General features: G+C 45.1%; 13 protein-coding genes. 5 read left to right on the forward strand and 8 right to left on the reverse strand.

Annotated features, from left to right (window positions below; genetic code table 11):
• Positions 1 to 184: 184 nt before the first annotated feature.
• On the forward strand, positions 185 to 1,129 hold the full coding sequence (locus OP864_RS09790) for a hypothetical protein (RefSeq protein WP_270098024.1): 945 nt from the start codon (positions 185 to 187) through the stop codon (positions 1,127 to 1,129).
• 191 nt (positions 1,130 to 1,320) lie between these two features.
• On the opposite strand, the gene OP864_RS09795 is transcribed toward OP864_RS09790, so the two are convergent.
• The 4 genes from OP864_RS09795 to OP864_RS09810 form a co-directional block, all read right to left on the reverse strand.
• A complete protein-coding gene (locus tag OP864_RS09795; protein ID WP_270098025.1) occupies positions 1,321 to 1,707 on the reverse strand; it encodes an SET domain-containing protein in 387 nt (128 codons plus the stop codon).
• A 1-nt stretch (position 1,708) separates the two neighbouring features.
• Positions 1,709 to 2,959, reverse strand: a complete 1,251-nt coding sequence (locus OP864_RS09800) for an ABC transporter permease (RefSeq protein ID WP_270098027.1) — start codon at positions 2,957 to 2,959, stop codon at positions 1,709 to 1,711.
• Positions 2,960 to 2,971: 12 nt separating this feature from the next.
• The gene (gene rbfA / locus OP864_RS09805) at positions 2,972 to 3,379 is read right to left on the reverse strand and encodes a 30S ribosome-binding factor RbfA (protein WP_015692796.1); all 408 of its coding nucleotides are present in this window, start codon (positions 3,377 to 3,379) and stop codon (positions 2,972 to 2,974) included.
• Between the two features lie 255 nt (positions 3,380 to 3,634).
• Complete coding sequence (locus OP864_RS09810; protein ID WP_270098028.1) at positions 3,635 to 4,660, reverse strand: zinc-dependent peptidase; 1,026 nt, start codon at positions 4,658 to 4,660, stop codon at positions 3,635 to 3,637.
• Between the two features lie 89 nt (positions 4,661 to 4,749).
• Between OP864_RS09810 and OP864_RS09815 the strand changes: the two genes are divergently transcribed.
• Positions 4,750 to 6,036, forward strand: coding sequence for a 1-acyl-sn-glycerol-3-phosphate acyltransferase (locus tag OP864_RS09815; RefSeq protein WP_270098029.1), 1,287 nt, complete (start codon positions 4,750 to 4,752; stop codon positions 6,034 to 6,036).
• Here OP864_RS09815 and OP864_RS09820 read toward each other — a convergent pair.
• On the reverse strand, positions 6,033 to 6,659 hold the full coding sequence (locus OP864_RS09820) for a hypothetical protein (protein ID WP_270098030.1): 627 nt from the start codon (positions 6,657 to 6,659) through the stop codon (positions 6,033 to 6,035). The genes OP864_RS09815 and OP864_RS09820 overlap by 4 nt on opposite strands.
• Before the next feature lie 496 nt (positions 6,660 to 7,155).
• Here OP864_RS09820 and OP864_RS09825 point away from each other — a divergent pair, with 496 nt between their 5' ends.
• Together OP864_RS09825 and OP864_RS09830 are read left to right on the forward strand one after the other, a co-directional pair.
• Complete coding sequence (locus OP864_RS09825; protein ID WP_270098031.1) at positions 7,156 to 8,742, forward strand: amidohydrolase family protein; 1,587 nt, start codon at positions 7,156 to 7,158, stop codon at positions 8,740 to 8,742.
• 211 nt (positions 8,743 to 8,953) lie between these two features.
• Complete coding sequence (locus OP864_RS09830; RefSeq protein ID WP_002658154.1) at positions 8,954 to 9,403, forward strand: T9SS type A sorting domain-containing protein; 450 nt, start codon at positions 8,954 to 8,956, stop codon at positions 9,401 to 9,403.
• A 425-nt stretch (positions 9,404 to 9,828) separates the two neighbouring features.
• Here OP864_RS09830 and OP864_RS09835 read toward each other — a convergent pair whose 3' ends face one another.
• A complete protein-coding gene (locus OP864_RS09835) occupies positions 9,829 to 11,151 on the reverse strand; it encodes a citrate (Si)-synthase (protein ID WP_270098032.1) in 1,323 nt (440 codons plus the stop codon).
• A gap of 140 nt (positions 11,152 to 11,291) precedes the next feature.
• Positions 11,292 to 12,161 carry a glucose-1-phosphate thymidylyltransferase RfbA gene (gene rfbA, locus OP864_RS09840; protein WP_270098033.1) on the reverse strand — a complete coding sequence of 290 codons (870 nt, stop codon included), beginning with the start codon at positions 12,159 to 12,161 and terminating at the stop codon, positions 11,292 to 11,294.
• Between the two features lie 261 nt (positions 12,162 to 12,422).
• On the opposite strand from rfbA, the gene OP864_RS09845 reads away from it, so the two are divergent.
• On the forward strand, positions 12,423 to 13,643 hold the full coding sequence (locus tag OP864_RS09845) for an MFS transporter (protein ID WP_015692807.1): 1,221 nt from the start codon (positions 12,423 to 12,425) through the stop codon (positions 13,641 to 13,643).
• A 337-nt stretch (positions 13,644 to 13,980) separates the two neighbouring features.
• On the opposite strand, the gene OP864_RS09850 is transcribed toward OP864_RS09845, so the two are convergent.
• Positions 13,981 to 16,602, reverse strand: coding sequence for a hypothetical protein (locus OP864_RS09850; RefSeq protein WP_270098034.1), 2,622 nt, complete (start codon positions 16,600 to 16,602; stop codon positions 13,981 to 13,983).
• Positions 16,603 to 17,570 lie beyond the last annotated feature (968 nt).

The following is a 17,570-nucleotide window of genomic DNA, read 5'->3' on the forward strand; positions in this document are numbered from 1 at the left end:
GTCGAATATAAAGGAATTATCTGTTGAGTAAAGGGAAAGCTTAAGGCCATGGCAATATTTTTGAAGAAAATGTTAAGGAAATTGCCTATCTACTAAGCAATTAAGAATAATTCTACGTTCTAGTAATATACCTATAACTAGAGGCTTTATTTTTTATACCTTAGCTGCTCAACGCCCTACACCTATGAAGTACATATATGGACCTTTTGTCCTCCTCTTGTTCTGTCTGTATAGCTGCCAGCCAGAAATGAAAGATGCAGCAGCACTTAGCCAAATTCCTACAGAAAAGGAGTTGGCAGAACGCCCAGTTTTATCGCCTGCTCCTATGGCCGATAGTATCTCTCTTCGTTTAGAAATGAAGGAGCACTCTATTGAAATTGCCATGAAGGAGGAAGAGTTGGGCCAAAAGGAATTATCGGCAGAGCGCTTGGCCGCTTTGCGGGCTTGGTGGGAGCAGTTGCCCGAAAATGTGCAGCAGCAAATCCAAAGAAAAGAGGTGGAGCTCGAGCTGGTCACGCAGCTTAGCTCTACCGATGAGGCCAAAATGCAGCCCGAACAAACAGACCCTCAAATTGAGCAAACTGGTGAGGCCCTAGAAGAAATTATTGGCAGTAGCCCAGAAATGACGTTTAGAGTGAATACCACTTTACTCAATAAGACAGCAGAACTGGCCAGTACAGAGGGCTCTACTTCTATCCATATCCTGAAAAAGGTATCCACTGATTTGAAGAGTTTTGACCAAGAGGTGCATTTGACTACGGCCAGCATTCGCCAAGCTAATTTGCAAACGATGCAGCAATGGTGGATGAACTTGCCCGAAGATATACAACATAAAATCCAACAAGGCGAATTGCGGATCGATCTTAGTGCGGTGGCTTTGGACCGAGGTATTGAGTCGGCCGAGCTACTCGGCGAAAAGTCGCATCAGCAGGCGTTGTTGATGGGTGATTTGCTGCAACAAATTGTGGGTTTTTATCGCCAAGATGGAAAAAATTACCCCTTGGGCCGCATTCGCACTCAAGCGCTCATTGAGCCTTATCAAGAAGAGATGAAGCTAGACGAAAAAGTGAATACTTTGATTCGCCTACAGTTGCGCCCAGCCAATGAATTACCCGCTGGTCCAATTTAAACGCCTAGCCGCATTAACGCAAAGCGAGCTCAGCCATTTGGCTGAGCTCGCTTTTTTGTTGGCCTAGCGCTGTGGAGCAGTGCGGCGCAGCCGCAGACCAAAGCCCGAAGGGCTGCAGGGCCGAGCAGACCTGCGAGCTGCGCAACATAGCGCAGCAGCTTTAGCTGCTGAGGCCCCAAATCTTTAATAAATTACTTTGCCTCGAACCAAAGGGGGCTATCATCAAAGCGTTGGCCGTTATAATTGAAGCAAATCTCTTGGCCAGGTTCAATATCCTCGCCCGCATAAACATCAATAGATTGGCCATCTTTATTCATCTGATAATAGGCATTGGGCTGATAGGAGTGGTTGTACAAAGAGCCGTAGCCCAGGGCAATAGCGGCCTGTTTGCCCTGATCATCCCAGAGAAAATAGTAATCGTGCAAAAAGGTTTGATGAATTTTTTCTCGATCTTCATTAGAGAGGAGCAGGACGGGGCAGATCTCGATCAGGGTGTCTTTGGGAATATAATCGGCGGTAAAAACGCCGCGGCCCCCCTTGGGGCTATCCTTAAAATAGATAAAGTCTAATCGTTGCATCTTAATCGGCTTGATTTGGTCCAGAACTAATGCGACTTGCTCGTAAGGCGGGCAAATAAGCGGCCCCAGTTCCTATAGTTAAAACGGTAATAATGACAATCAGAAAGTCGCTTAGGCGCATGCTCACGGGATAAGATTGCACCACAAAGTTGCTGCCGGCCCCTTCTAGGGCCACCAAGCCAAACTCTTGCTGCAAAAGGCAAAGCAAAACGGCCATCAGGCAGCCGCCAAAGAGGCCAAAGGCAGAGAGTAAAAAGCCCTCGGCCAAAAAGATATTGCGCAAAAGCGATTTTTGGGCGCCCATGGCTTGCAAATGGGCAATATCGGCCTTTTTTTCAAGGACCAGCATCCAGAGCGCGCCCACCATATTGAAGGCCACCAAAAGCAGGGTGAAGGCAAAGATTAGAAAGCCCACCCATTTTTCCATATTGGTAATTTTATAAAAGGCCTCATCTTGTTGGTAGCGGTTTTGGACCTTAAATTTTGGGCCCATAATCTCCTGAACGGCAGCTTGAACGCTCTGCTCATTGGCGCCAGGCCGCAGGCGCAGCTCCAAAGCCGAGATTTCCCCCGCCCGATAAGCCAATACATCTTGGACAAAAGCCAGGGGCAAAATGGCCATATTATCATAGTCAATTTGCCGAACCGCATAAATGGCCCCCGGATAAAAGTTCCGCTTGCGAAAAGGCTCTCCCGTGGTGGCCGTATACTTTTTGAGCTCTCTTTTGGGCATAAAAATCTTTACCGGACGATCGCGTAGGGCCCGCAGCCCTAAGGTATGCTCCAAAGTAGCGCCGAGCAAGCCCACCGGCTGGCTATCATCGGCAAAGTCTTTGGGCAAAGGCCGCTTGCCCCGCTCAATGCAGGTATCCAAGCTCAAGACCTCCCAAAAACTAGGGTCTACCCCTTTTAGACTGCCCAAATTTTGCCGGCCCTCATACTCAAAAAGGGCAATTTCTTCTAAGGTTTGGCTAAGGGCCAAAATATCGGGATGATCTTGCAAATGCAAAATTTGCTCTTCTTCTGGAGAAAAAACTTTGCCCTCTATAGGCGAGACCAAAAGCTCCGGTTTGAAGCTATTCATCAGGCTTTGGAGCAATTCCTCAAAGCCATTAAAGACCGACATAATGACCAATAGGGCCATACTCCCTAGGCCAATCCCGAAAACCGAGATGGCAGAGATCAAATGAATGGCATTGGTCGATTTCTTAGAAAAAATATAGCGCAGGGCAATCCAAAAGGCTAAACGCATAAGTTGGGGAATTTAGTCCTCTTCACGGTCCTGCTGCGCCTCTTTCATCGAGCGCATCGTATTCTTTTCTCCATTGATTTTCTGAAAGAGCTTATCGATCTCTTCCACCTGGTCCAAGGTGTCATCAATAAAAAACTTGAGGCGAGGAATGCGACGCACCTGTTTGCGAATGCGCTTGCCCAATTCGGTCCGCAAACGCACCAAATTTTCCCACATTTCCTTAATCACTTCCTGCTTGTATACGCTATTATAGACGCTGAGGTAAATATAAGCAATCCCCATATCAGAGCTCATGCGCACTCGGGTAACGGTCACCAAAGCATCGCCATAAATGAGGCGGCCTTCATTTTGGAGGACCACAGAAAATTCTCTTTGAATCATAGCAGCTACTTGCCGCTGTTTTATCGTTTGCTGTTCCATTTCTATTATTATTTTATGCTGGTTTTGGGGCCTGCGGCCAGTTCGGCCTTTGGCCGCCCTTGGCCGCCGCTATGTTTCGGGGCTCGCAGGTCTGCTCGGCCCTGCGCGGGCTGCGCCCGCTGGGTCTGGCCTAACGGCCACCCCTACACAGCGCTAGGCCAATAAACGCCTAGCCAATGGGCCAAACGCAAAGGTAAAAAAGAGCGGGCAGCTTTTTTAATTTTATCGTTCAGAAGCTTAAAGCCCCAAATTTCCTTAATACTGACGAGCATTTTTAAGGCAGCATTGCTTATACTTTTTGCCACTGCCGCAGGGACAAGGGGCATTGCGGCCCAGTTTGCGCCCATTATAGCCAATCATGGCTTGGGCCGCTAGGCGAAAATGCTGTTTGGTATCTTGTTGGAAAATCTTTTGCATCAGCTCGTAAAGCTCGGGCTCTCTTTTTTGCATGACTTCGGGCCGCTCAAAGAAGTATTCGCTGGCCACGGCAAAAAATTCCACCTTATTAGTGGCCCCATAGGGATTCATATTCGATTTGCCCGCCTTGATGTTCTCAATTTCTTTGTGCATGACCTCTAGCCAAGGCTCCAAATATTGGTTTTGCAAAAAGACCTCGGGCACGCCATCGTAGTTGCCATCGGCGGCATCTAGCAAATGAGCAAACTCATGAATGCCCACATTGAGCTTATCGCCAGAATTTTGGAAGCCAGAAATTAGGGCCGGTTTAGAGAGAATCATCATGCCCTGCATCACGCCCGTGCCCACCATGCCCCAAACGGAGCGGCCATGGCCTTCGGTGCGAAAATTTTTATCAAAAGCGCCGGGATAAATGAGGATTTCGCCTAAGTTTTCATACTCCCAATCGGGAAAGCTAAAAACGGGAATTTCGGCGCTGGCGGCAGCTAGGACCAAAGTGAGGTCATCCACCTCAGTTTTGACGCCCGTGACTCGGGTTTCATGCAAAAAGATTTGGATTTCGGTTTCAAAGCGTCTTTTATCTACTTCAGAAAGAGCGCGATAAAAGGCCACATATTCCTCCAGAATCTCCCGCCATTTTTCGGGGAAAGGTGTGTTTTCTAGCTTTTGCCGCTCTCGGTATTTTTTGGTCAGAATGCTATATATATTATAGCTGACGACCAGATTGGTTGCAATTAGGATATAAAATAGTTCTGTACTAACTGCACTAGCATAAGTAAATAGATGAAAGGTCGCGCTAATAATAAGCACAATGGCTAGGGATAGCAGTTGATTGAGGCGGATTTTTTTGGCAGAGAGTAGCATAGGCAAATCTAAGATGAAGCTTGGAGTTTGGCTTGAAAATACCGCTTTTAGCTTAAAAACTGCTAGTTTTGCCCTCCAATATCTAGTTTATGATTTATACCGTATTGCGCCAGTTTGTTCGCTTATTGCTCTTTGGGTTTTTTCGCCGTATGTATTGGCGTCAAAAGCAGAGTTTGCCCAAAAATGGGCCTTTATTGATTATTGTCAATCATTCGACTGCTTTTACGGAAATGCTCATTTTGGGGGCATTTCTGCCCCGCTCTATTTATTATTGGGCCAGGGCGTCGGTTTTTAGCAATCCTTGGGCCCGTTGGTTTTATCGGCAAATTCACATTTTGCCCATCATGCGGGCCGAGGAAGGCCTGCGGAAGCTGGACCAAAATGTCCCGACCATACAGCAATCTCAGGCTTATTTAAAAGAGGGCTTGGCGTTACTCATTGCGCCAGAGGGAAATTGCGTGATGGAAAAGCGTTTGCGGCATTTTCGGACGGGAACGGCTCGTTTGGCGCTTTCTACTTTGGAGCAATTGCCAGCGGGCCAAGATTTGCAAGTTTTGCCCATTGGGGTCAACTTTAGCCATCATAAAAATTGGCGGGCCGAGGTCAAAATTAGCATTGGCGAGCGCTTTTCGGTCCGAGATTTTGAAGAAGATTACGAAAAAGACCCACAAAGAGGGGCCAAGTTATTGACCTACGCCATGCGAGAAGCCTTGGCCAAAGAAGTCATTTGGATAGAGCGAGAAGAGGATGAAGAACTGGCCGAATACCTCTACAGTTTTGCCCGTCAGGGCCAGGGCCAAGCCAGCGGCTTCCTACAGGCTGATGCGGGTGCCTTAGGCGAAGATCAGCGCTTAACCGAGCAGCTCAATGCCTTGGAGGAAGAGAAAAAAGCGCAGCATTTGGCCGCTTGTCGAGATTATTTTGGGGCTTTGGCCGAGCATAAATTGCCCTTGGCCATTTTTCAGCAAAACCCAATTTCGCCTGTTTTATTTATTCTGTTTTTGCCGCTTTATTTGGCGGGTTGGCTACTTTCTTGGCCCTTATTTACGGCTATTCGGGCCTTGAGGGCGCACTTTATTCGCTCGCCTAAAAGTCAGCATTTTTGGGGCCCTATGGCCATGGCCTTTGCCCTAGTTTGTTGGCTGCCCTACAGCTTAATTTGGAGTGTTTTGGGCTTGATCTACTTTGGTGGCTTGGGTTTGCTTTTGCCTGTATTGGTCCTTTGCCTAAGCTTATTTTATGTTCGGATGCGAGATGCGGCCCTTTTATTTTTGGCCAAACTGCGCTGGATGAAATTGGGGGCTAGCCAAAAAGAAAGCCTGCAAGAGCGGGGAAAATCGCTACTGCAGGCCTTGCGTCAAGATTTTGATTTTTAGAACTGAAAAGTATCAATATCCTTCACTTTATTTTCGAACCAGGCAATGGGCTGTTGGGTCTTATTGCCCGTCCAAGTATCACATTTAAAGAAGTTGTAGAAGAGCTGTTTATTTTCTGGTCCAAGCTGCTTAAAAGTTTGGGCCAGTTTATTTTCTGCCTCCTCCTTGCGGCCTTTTTGCCAAAATTTCCAAGCATAATAGGCTTCATCATGCAGGGCAATCAGTTGCAAAAGCCGCTCATCGCTCAAGTAGTTTTTGGCAAAGCGCTTAGCAATTGCCGCATGATGCTTAGACCAATCTCTTCTAAGGCGCTGGCTTTCCTCCAAATACTTAAAGGTATCGTGAATAATAGCGACCAAACGAAGATCTTGGCGCACATCGGCCGAAAAATTCACGGCATTGATATTGGCCAAAACATCTTGGATATGAAAAAGAATTTGCCCCTCGGGATGGCCAGGTCGAGGCTTACCCCAAAAGGCACCACGCAGCCAAGCCGGATCCATCAAGAGAATCTGCTCTAGCTTGGTTTCGGGTTGAATATAATGCTCCAAAACCGCCCGCTGTCGGTTAACCGTTAGCGGAACATGAATAGGCCTGGGCGCTTGATAGTTGAGGTTAAACATAAAATTAGGGCGTAAAACTGCTTTTTAGCTAAAAAATAAGGCCCAATAAGGGGCCAGTGCTGTCTCTATTTAGACCAAATATCTTACCAAAAGTTAAGTTTTCTTTAGTAAATTAAACGATCATACAAAGTCTTTCAGTATAGACGAAAACAGGGGGCTCTAGGTTCGATAAAGCCTGTTTATTCCTTATTTTTATTTGGGGCTGCCCCGCCCTGCGGGCGGGTCGGGCTGTGCCGGGCTCGCAGGTCTGCTCGGCCCATCGCTTTTTTCGCTTCGCTCAAAAAGCTCGGTCTGGCCTGTGGCCACCCTTTCCATCCCTCAGCCGCGGGCCTTCGGCCCTTTGTAGCGCCAAAATTGGTCAGTATACGATAACAAAATTTTGACAATTAGTTGATTACCCAATAAAAATGCCTATATTAGAAACAACTAGTAGGGCCAAAAGCACTACTTTTTTTTATACAATTTTATAAATTAAATAAACGTACAATCAAAAAAAATGAAAAAAGTCTCCTTCCTCCCCTTTTTTTTACTGCTCGGGCTTTCTTTATCGGCCCAAAAGGCGACATCTTTTAGCCTTTTAGATTTTCCTTATACGGATGTGCATTTACATTCTGCGCTCAAGCCTTTCAATTCTTTGGATGTTTGTAGTTATAGTATTTGGGAGCCCATCAATCATAATTGTGAGGGCAAGTTATCTAAATTATTTGTGAGTAGCTCTAAGGAGGTCCCTCGCTATTCGCAATGTCATTTTGAGGGCTTAATGCAGGGAAATGTGGGCCTAGGCTTTTTATCGCTTACGCCTTTAGAAAAGGGAATGATGCATGTGCGTTTATTGAATGAAAAGAAAAAGGGGAAGGGGACCATGGCCTGTGTCTCTGGAGTAGAGCTTGAGGATATGCCCTGCCGTAAGGCCCAGATTAACTACTATGAAGATTTGCGGGCCAATATAGAATATGTATTGGCGGCAGAGGGCCAAAATTATTATATGAACGCCATGCCCAAGCAGTATGAGGTGGCCAAAAGTCGAGAGCATCTGCAAGAGCTCTTGGCCGATGAGCATAAACTGGCCATTGTATTAAATATAGAGGGCGGGCATAGTTTGGGGCTTTCCTTAGAAGAAAATGACATTTCTCAAACAGAAGAGTATGCCCAGTTCTACTTAAAGAACGTAGACCGCATGAAAGGGGTTTTGCCCCTGACCGAAGGTAAGGAGGATTATTTGGAGCAGCCCATTTTGAGCATGAACATCAACCACTTTTTCTGGAATGGCCTTTCTGGACATGCAAGAACCTTTAGCGGACTACAAACTTTTGTGTTTGGAGGCAAAAAAGGAGTAGGAGAGGGGCTGACCCCCTTGGGCAAAAAAGTGATTAAGAAAATGCTAGACCAAGAAAATGGTCGCCGCATTTTAGTCGATGTAAAACATATGAGTCTAGATGCTCGCCTTTGGTACTATAGCTATCTAGAAGAACTCCGCGCCCAAGGAGATACCGTAGGCATCATTAGTTCGCATTCTACAGTAGCGGGCTGCTCTATTCATGACAAGGCCTTTAAGCGCAAAGACAATAAGGCCAAAAATAAACATGCTTACCTCAATCGCTGGACCATCAGCCTGGCCGATGAGGATATTCGCCAAATACATCAATCTAAAGGCATTGTCGGCATTATGCTGGATAAATACCGCCTGATGGGCAATAAGGCCAAAAAGGCTGTAGAACAAACCGTAGAAGGCTCAGCTCAAAGAAGAAAACTCTATGTTCAGGTCATTATGGCCAATGTTTTTGCTACCGTAAAGGCTGTAAACGAACCCTCTGCCTGGGATATATTGGCGCTGGGCTCTGACTTTGACGGCATGATTGCCCCCTTTGAATGCTATGCTAGCTCTGCCGATATGCCTCTTTTGGCCAAAGACCTTTATGCCTTTTTGCAGGAACCAGAAGCTATCTTTGATCTGTTCACTAAAGAGGAAGTAGAGGCCCTGATGTTTGACCTTAGCCCAGAAGAAATTATACGCAAATTTATGTACGAAAATGGACGAAATTTTGCCCTGCGCAATTTACCTAGCTATTCGTCGGAAGGTTAAAATTCAAAATTTTATATAGCTAAATAGCTAGAGTTGCATTCTTTTAAGTAGAATTACGTCAGAAAGGCCAATATATTAGGCCAAATACCGTTATTGATAGACAAATAGAAATTAATTATGGGTTAAGGTGACCTAAATATTTGGAAATCTGACTTTTGCCCCCTACTTTTAATCTAGAATTCTATTTTTATCATTCTTAAACTAATGCATTATGAGAATCCTAACCGCTGTACTTGCATTTGTGCTCGCTTTTAATAGCTTCGCATTTGCTGCACCTCAAAATGAGGACAAAATGGTAGCTGTTGTTCTACTTATGGACAATGGTGACGACAAAGAAGTTGTAGCTACTATCTACACTAGCCTTATGGCCGCTGAAAAAGTAGCCAAAGTAATGAACATCGAGATGATCGCTTCTGATGATCCCGTTGAAAATGATGTTTTCGTTTTCTCTCTAAAATCTGAAGAGCAGAAGGACGTAACCATGAAAATGTTCGATGAAGAAGGTTATGAGTTGGCTGCCCACCGTGTGATGGACCTTAATGAAGGTAGCAACTACAATGCACTTAATGTAGAAACTCTCGATGACGGAACTTACATGTTCCAGATCACTGATGAGTCTGGTGCTGAGCTTAACCGCAAAGTAACTATCAAGCGTCAGTAATCTCCTGTCGTCTGAAATGTATAAAGGGTAGCAGTTTGTTCTGCTGCCCTTTTTTTATGCCCATACTTGGCCCTTTTGCGGTTTTGCAGGCCCGAAGGGCCGCAGGCCTAGCGATGTGCAGCAGGGGCCCGCAGGGCCAGACCGAGCCGCTGAAGGCGGCGAAGGGCCGAGCGAATAGCGAGCTGCGAAACGTAGCGCCCGCCGCAGGCGGGAGGCCCCAAAAAAACATCGAGCTGCGACAACAAGAACTTTAGTTCGCCGTTCGACGACCAAAGGGAGTAAAGGTAGCGCCGCAAGGCGTAGCCGCAGCGGAGGCCCCAAAATAGATAAGAAGAACCTTAGTTTGTCTTTGACGACCGAATTATAAAAAAGCCCATAACAACTTGCGTTGCTATGGGCTTTAGTTTATGCTGTTAGGCAGGAAATTATCCTTCTACAGTGCTTTTCTTCAAAAACTCTTTGATGGCTTTAGAAGTCATTGACTTAGGACGCTCTAGTGGCATACCGAGGGCACGAGACCAAACGCCGGCGGCCAAAACACCCATGGCGCGAGACACACCAAAAAGTACGGTGTAGAAGCTAAACTCTTTGAGGCCGTAGTGCATGAGTAGCGCACCAGAGTGAGCATCTACATTGGGCCAAGGGTTTTTCACTTTGCCCAAATCCTGAAGGATGGGAGGAACAATAGTGAAGAGCTTCCAAACGATGCTGACAATAGCGTCATCCTTGATATACTCCTCGGCAAAGTGGCGTTGAGCAATATAACGAGGATCGGGCTGGCGAAGAACCGCATGACCGTAGCCAGGAATCACCTTACCCGCTTCCAAAGTTTGGTTGATATATTCTGTAATTTGCTCGTTGGTAGGCGTATCGGTACCTAGTTCTTCTACCATTTCCAAGATCCATTTGATCACCTCTTGGTTGGCCAAACCGTGAAGGGGACCAGCCAAGGCGTTCATACCGCCAGAGAGTGAGTAGTAAGGGTCGCTAAGCGTAGAACCCACCAAATGCGTGCTGTGTGCAGAGGCATTTCCACCTTCATGATCTGCATGAATAGTGAGGTACAAACGCATCAATGACTTAAAGTCGTCATGCTCAGAAATACCAAGCATATGAGCAAAGTTAGCTCCCCAGTCTAGGCTAGGATCAGCAGCAATATGCTCATTATTGTGGAAAGTACGGCGGTAGATATAAGCCGCCAAGCGAGGAAGCTTAGCAATGAGGTTCATGCTATCTTCATAGTAAGCATCCCAATATTCATTCTTAGGCATGCCTTCCTCATAGCGCTTGGCAAAAACGCTATCGTTTTGTAGCGATAGAATTCCCATACTCAATTGAGTCATGGGGTGAGTATCTGCAGGCATAGCGTCTAGCATAGCAGTGGTGCGAGCAGGAAGTTCTCCTCTCTTCTTCCATTCTGCTGTTAGCCAGTTTACCTCCTCTTGGCTAGGAATTTCACCGACTAGCATGAGCCAGAACAATCCCTCGGGTAGAGGCTCCTTGCAGTTGGGCGCCTTGGGCAACAACTTGCGTAGCTCACGGATCGAGTAGCCCCGGAAACGGATCCCTTCATAGGCATCTAGCTCAGAAGTCTCCCAAATCATACTTTTCATGCCGCGCATACCACCATATAACTGGCGAATAGCAACTTGGTCGATAATCTTATCTCCATGTTCTTTGAGCATTGCTCGGTTTTCCTGAAAGAGCGCAGCGGCTTTCTCCGCAAATTTTTGTTTTAAGGCGTCCATTTGAATTTTATATTTAATATGTCATTATCAGCAATGAGCTTGATAATTTTGGTGATAATATGGATGGGGAATAAAACCAATGTAGCAACAACTATAAGTTAAAAAGGTTGTTTGTTCGGCCAATGGCTTACTCCCAAAGTTTACAGTCCCATTTTGAGTAGGTGCAACAAGTACTCGCCATACCCACTCTTTTTATATTTCTCGCCCAATTGGGCTAGTTGTTCCGCATCAATAAAGCCCATCTGATAGGCTACTTCTTCAATACAGCCAATCTTAAGGCCCTGACGTTGCTCAATGACCTCAATAAACTGACCCGCCTGCATCAAGGAGGCATGCGTGCCCGTATCTAACCAAGCAATTCCTCTACCCATCGGGCTGACCTTCAAACGACCCGCCTTGAGATAGTGCAAGTTGACATCGGTAATCTCTAACTCCCCTCTAGCAGAAGGCTCCAAGTTGCGAGCAATTTCTATTACGTCATTGTCATAAAAGTAAATGCCCGGTACCGCATAATTAGATTTGGGCGTTTGGGGCTTCTCCTCAATAGAAATCGCCTGACGATCTTTATCAAATTCAACTACTCCATAACGCTCCGGATCAGAAACTGGATAGGCAAATACTAAACCGCCCTCCACTTTTGTGGCCGCCTGAAGCTGCTCGTCTAAACGATCCCCGTAAAAAATATTGTCGCCCAAAATAAGGGCTACCGAATCTCCCCCAATAAAGTCCTCCGCCAAAATAAAGGCCTGGGCAATGCCCTCCGGCTCAGGCTGCTCGATATAACTAAACTGGCAACCAATCTGACTGCCATCACCCAATAGTTTCTGGAAGTTGGGCAGGTCGTGAGGCGTAGAAATAATCAAAATTTCTCTAATCCCCGCCGACATTAAGGTCGATAAAGGATAGTAAATCATAGGCTTATCATAAACCGGCATGAGCTGCTTACTTACCGCTAATGTCAATGGATACAAACGCGTTCCTTGCCCACCGGCTAGAATAATTCCTTTCATGATTTTATGGCTTTGTTCTCTGACTTTTGCACAAAAGTCAATATATAGATAATTCAATATTTATCCCAAAAAAAGCTAGCTTTTTTGAGCTAGCCCCACAGACTTTAGGCTTCTTTTAAAGCCCTACTAAAGTCTGTTAAGGGCCTTTGTTTGCGCCTAAAAATAGCCATATTTGCGACATTCCGAAAACAAAAGCAAAAAAAAGTAAGCAACCTTTAGGGCCTTATTTTGTTTTGCCTACTGCATTCAAATCTCAACATTATGAAAATAAAATTTAGCTCCAGCGAAAAACTCTTACTTTTTAGTTTGGCCGGGGCAAAGTTTACGCACATTATGGACTTTATGGTCCTCATGCCACTTGGCCCACAACTTATGCGAGTACTCGATATCTCGGCTAAGGAGTTTGGGGTCCTCGTTTCTTCTTATACCTTCAGTGCAGGCGCTACCGTTTTGGCTAGTGCTTTTTTTATTGATCGATTGGATCGAAAAAAGGCGCTTTTATGGACCTATGCGGGCTTTTGGCTGGGAACTCTTGCCTGTGGCTTGGTCAATAGCTACGAAACTCTGGTCCTTGCCCGTATCCTAACGGGCCTTTTTGGTGGCTTGCTCAATGCCCTGGTGCTTTCACTGATTGGCGATGTCTTTAGCCTAGAAAAACGCGCCTCTGCTATGGGCGTGGTTATGGCTGCCTTTTCTGCTGCCGCTGCCTTTGGGGTGCCTTTTGGTATTTATATGGCCAGTATGGGCAATTGGCGCTGGCCTTTCCTGATTTTGGCCCTGGCTTCTTTGCCCGTTTTGATCGGCCTTTGGTATTTTATCCCCAATTTAGAAAGTAAGGAGGAGGGACCCAAGGCGCCTGCGCTCAGCATTATTCAGCGTACCTTTAGCAATCCCAATCAACTCCGTGCTTTGGGCATGACGCTCTTGCTGGTCCTCGGACAGTTTATGATTATTCCCTATATCAGCCCTTTTATGGTGGGCAATATCGGCTTTAGCGAGATTCAATTGGTCTATATTTATCTCTGTGGGGGCCTGCTCACGCTCTTTACTGGCCCCGCTATTGGCCGCCTAGCCGATAAAAAAGGACATAAGAATATCTTTGTCACTTTTGCCATTTTATCCATTCTCCCCCTGCTGCTGATCACGCATTTACCCGATTATGGGATCCCTTTCGCCCTTTTGGCGAGCTCCCTCTTTTTTATCCTCATTAGTGGCCGAATTATTCCCTCTACTACGATGGTGGTCTCTAGCGTAGAACGAAAGTACCGGGCCGGATTTATGAGCCTAAATACGGCTATGCAACAATTGGCCGCCGGCATGGCCGCCCTCATTAGCGGCAATATTGTGGTCGAAATTGCCCAGAAAAATACCGATGTCGTCGCTATCGGCAATTATAATTATTTGGGCTATTTAGCGGTGGGCTTGACGTTCTTGGCCATTTTCTTGGGCCGAAAGATTGTCCCGCTCAAAGAAGCTGAATAATCTCTTTCTCTTTTTATTTTGGGGCCCGCGGCCGCCTTGGCTTTGCCAAGGCGGCCGCCGCTATGCTGCGCCGCTCGCAGGTCTGCTCGGCCCTGCGTCGCTTCGCTCCTTGGTCTGGCCTGCGGCCACGGCTGCGCAGCGCTGGGCCTGCGGGCCTTCGGCCCTTTTGTCTGTAGGTTAAAACCTACAGACAGCTGGTATTGCTTCGCAATGATATATGAATGAGGGTTAAAACCCTCATGGATTGAACAGCTACTAAAATTAAACAAAAGCTGCAGGGATTGGCCAAAAAGACCAAAGCCCCAAATGGAAGTTTGGGGCTCTGAATAGCTGGTTTTTATTCCTTCGGAAGGAGACTTAGTGTAAGCTCTTTTTTATTAAAGCTCGTTTTTACCTCCTTAATAAATGGATCATTTTTAATACTTGGTGAGATTAAATGCTCTGTTATTTTTATGTTGTAGCTTTCCGTCTTTTGCTCAGAGCTGTTAGCAGTGATTTTTCCTTTTATAATGAAGTCAAAGGTCTTCGAATCACCCGAAGTTGCTCGGCTGGAACTGAGGTTAACACTCACAAATGTTGCAAGACTTGCGCCCACATCAATGGTGATATCGGTAGGTTTTTCAGTTACGTTCAATTTAACTGTTAAAATGAAAGAGCCATCAGTTTTTCCTTCATAAGTTGATCCTGTGATAGCTGCCTCATGGTAAGGACTAGTCGTGTTACTCAAACTAGTAATTTGATCAATCCCTTTATCCCCTACAAAAACAGGGAAGAGTCGTTTTTGATCTAAGCTGTCATGCTGAAAGCGGAATTTTAAGCTTAAGGTATCAGTACCAGCTTTTTGCTGGTAGAAAGTTTCAAGATTTTTCTTTATGAGCTTTAATGTTTTCTTATGAGAAAAAGGGTTTACATTGTCGGCGAAGTCTTTACCCTTTTTTATACCCTTTTTTATAAACTTTTTTACATAATCTTCCCAAAGTGAACTTTCTTTAGCGGCCTTTTTTATCTCCTCTTCAATTTTCTCTTCAGGCTGAGTCATCATTTTTTCTATCGTACTGACCAATTCTGCAACTTGGCTGTCAACTTTAGGATAAGTAATAAGCCAGCTAACATCAAATTGATTTTCAGCAAGAAGAAGGATGGGATCCTTTTCTTTCTTCGGCAGAGGAATAGGCTGAAAAATAGCCTCTAGCTTAGTACTGTCTGCCAAAGCATGAATACCCGCTTTTTCTAAGGCCTGAACTGCAGCTTGATGCTGCTCTAAGTTGTTAATGCCTTTGTGTATCACTAGTTCTAATAAGAAGGCCTGCCAACTGCTAGCAACCTCTGAATAACTTAGTTTTTCCCCTTCTACTAAAGTCTCCTTAAAGGTTTGCTGAAAGAGCGTCTCCAATTCTGGAAAGTCCGATATCTTCAGGTTGTTTTGGGCGTTTCGCTCCAAGGTTTTTCTAGAAAAATAGCGATACTTGTATTTGGCTAACTTATTAGAAAAAAGATCTCTATACTCCTCGCTCCATGCTTGTATGATTTTTTGAAGAGGACTAGGCTTAACTGTTGCTAAAACTATAACGGAGACAAATTTACCATCAAAAGAAGTCCAACCTTGGATACTTCTTTTAGGAAATTCGTTAGCTATTAAGCCTTCTAATGCACTGTAATTAGTCATGGCATCGCCTAATGCAGTGTATATTTGGCTTAAGGTAACAGCCTTTAATTTAGAGATATCTAGCAGCATAATTTGTCCAATAAAGTCATTGGGATCTGCGCTCATTCTATTTAAAAGAGACTTCAATTGTTGGGAGTCCACTTTTACATTGGGATTTTTTTCAAGATAGGCAAGTTGTGACCTTAACTGAACTAGTCGCTCAGTTTCTACTGCTTCAAAAATTTCTCTAAGGGACTGTACTCTGTAGTTGGAGAAGCGAAAGCCACAATTCATAAATGCCTTATGTTCCTCTAGGCTTCCTTCCTGCTCTAAGCGTTCCAAAGACTGAAGTAAAGAATTTTTGATGGTCGCTACTTTCACATATTTGTCTGTATAATAATCATTGGCCACTACTTGAGGAAAATAGCTGGGGGCTAAACAATCTGCAAGGTTAATGCTGTCATCCCATGTTAAATATTCCTCATTCTTCCATCTATTGATGCTATTTTTTTCCTCTTGAATCTTCAACAATAATTTTTCCTTAAGGGCCCTTACTTCTTTTTGGGTATCCTCTATCTCTTTGGCCTTCTCCTCCTCCGTCAAAAAGTCATCCTTGGCTAGGGCTTGGTCCAAAATGCTTTCTAGTTGGTTTGGGGAAAGGACATAAGGCGCAATGCTAGACTCAATAAAACGCGATTTAGCTCTATACTTCTTAATCTTTTCTACTGCATCATAACGCTCAAAAATTTGGGCCAACTCTTCTAAAAATATACTGGGCGGCTTGTTGTCTGCCTGCTCTACTAAAGCCTTAATATCTGCCGCAATTAGACGGCAAACTTTGAGCTTTTTACCTTCAGAAAAGCTGATGTAAAGATCATTGAGGTATAAGGTTTCCTCCCATTCGTCTTTTTGAATATTGGCTTGTAGCTTTCGTGCTTTTAAAGCAACTTTTCGAGCGTTTTGGGCAAATTTTACCCAAAAATCAGTTTTCGGAATATCCTCTTGCTGAGCGCCTAGAAAACTGGCAATAATAGTCTCTAAGGCTGTTTTTTCCTTGGCCAGCTGTTTTTTATACAGTCCCAAAACTTTTTTGGCCTTTATTTGGGCCGCTTTAAAGGATTGATATTCGGGGTCTTCAGGGCTGAGTTGAGCGAGCAGTTCGCTCAGGCTTTTATACTGCAAATAGCTTTCGTTCAAAAGAGCTTGCTCTTGTTGGTAACTGTTTTTTGCCGCAATAATTTCCTTTTTGCTTTGCATTTTACTGGGATTAAGTAAACTAATAAAGAAGATAAGGATAGTGGCGAATGCTTTCATGTTATTTTGATTTTTTGTTTATAGGTCACTACCCCCCCAATATACAGTTTATTTATTCCTTTTGGGCTCTATTTAAAATTTTGTGTTTGCCCTTTCCTGCGCCTAGGGGCTTGTCCCTAGGCGATAAAGGGGAAAACTCCTTCTTAGTCGTCCTAAACTCTAGGTTATATGTTGTCAAAGTCATTGAATACACTTACTAAACTGTTCGTTATAGGTCCCTTTACTGCTTAATAGACGTCCTGAACTTCATGGTATAGGTTGCGAAAGTGTCTAATATACGTTATGGAAGTGTACGATATAGGTTGTGGAAGTCCATGATATAGGTTGTAGGACCCCAAATAGACGTCCCAGGACGTCTATTTTGAGGTCCCTAGACGTATAATTAGGGGTTTAGGAACCTACCTCATGGGGTTCAGGACGTCGTCAATAGGGTTTAGGGACCTATCCAATGGAGTATAGGGACGTATCTAATGGAGTATAGGGACCTACCTCATGGGGTTCAGGACGTCGTCAATAGGGTTTAGGGACCTATCTTATGCAGTCCAGGGACGTATCCAATGGAGTATGGGGACGTACCTTATGGAGTTCAGGACGTCGTCAATGGGGTTTAGGGACCTATCCAATGGAGTTTAGGGACATACCTTATGGGGTTTAGGACGTCGTCAATGGGGTTTAGGGACGTATCCAATGGAGTATGGGGACGTATATTATAGGTTTTTAGCCTTTTTGCCCCTAGTTTTCTAGCTGGCCGAGACAAAATAAATTCTCCTTCTGTATACCTAAGCACTAAAGAACAGCCCATAAAAAGCGATATTATAGTAGGCCCAAAGGCGGCTTAAAAAGGGCCGAAGGCCCGCGGCTGAGGGATGGAAAGTGGTGCGGCGCAGCCGCAGACCAAGCAAAATGAGCGTAGCGAATTTTGCGCAGGGCCGAGCAGACCTGCGAGCCACGACACAGCCCGACCTGAC

The sequence above is a fragment of the Saprospira grandis genome, assembly GCF_027594745.1.
Taxonomy (GTDB): Bacteria; Bacteroidota; Bacteroidia; order Chitinophagales; family Saprospiraceae; genus Saprospira; species Saprospira grandis.

Bases quoted from the DNA above. Each gene is read 5' to 3' on its own strand.
- OP864_RS09790 (WP_270098024.1), top strand. From the start codon at position 185: ATGAAGTACATATATGGACCTTTTGTCCTCCTCTTGTTCTGTCTGTAT.
- OP864_RS09795 (WP_270098025.1), bottom strand. From the start codon at position 1,707: ATGCAACGATTAGACTTTATCTATTTTAAGGATAGCCCCAAGGGGGGC.
- OP864_RS09800 (WP_270098027.1), bottom strand. From the start codon at position 2,959: ATGCGTTTAGCCTTTTGGATTGCCCTGCGCTATATTTTTTCTAAGAAA.
- rbfA (WP_015692796.1), bottom strand. From the start codon at position 3,379: ATGGAACAGCAAACGATAAAACAGCGGCAAGTAGCTGCTATGATTCAA.
- OP864_RS09810 (WP_270098028.1), bottom strand. From the start codon at position 4,660: ATGCTACTCTCTGCCAAAAAAATCCGCCTCAATCAACTGCTATCCCTA.
- OP864_RS09815 (WP_270098029.1), top strand. From the start codon at position 4,750: ATGATTTATACCGTATTGCGCCAGTTTGTTCGCTTATTGCTCTTTGGG.
- OP864_RS09820 (WP_270098030.1), bottom strand. From the start codon at position 6,659: ATGTTTAACCTCAACTATCAAGCGCCCAGGCCTATTCATGTTCCGCTA.
- OP864_RS09825 (WP_270098031.1), top strand. From the start codon at position 7,156: ATGAAAAAAGTCTCCTTCCTCCCCTTTTTTTTACTGCTCGGGCTTTCT.
- OP864_RS09830 (WP_002658154.1), top strand. From the start codon at position 8,954: ATGAGAATCCTAACCGCTGTACTTGCATTTGTGCTCGCTTTTAATAGC.
- OP864_RS09835 (WP_270098032.1), bottom strand. From the start codon at position 11,151: ATGGACGCCTTAAAACAAAAATTTGCGGAGAAAGCCGCTGCGCTCTTT.
- rfbA (WP_270098033.1), bottom strand. From the start codon at position 12,161: ATGAAAGGAATTATTCTAGCCGGTGGGCAAGGAACGCGTTTGTATCCA.
- OP864_RS09845 (WP_015692807.1), top strand. From the start codon at position 12,423: ATGAAAATAAAATTTAGCTCCAGCGAAAAACTCTTACTTTTTAGTTTG.
- OP864_RS09850 (WP_270098034.1), bottom strand. From the start codon at position 16,602: ATGAAAGCATTCGCCACTATCCTTATCTTCTTTATTAGTTTACTTAAT.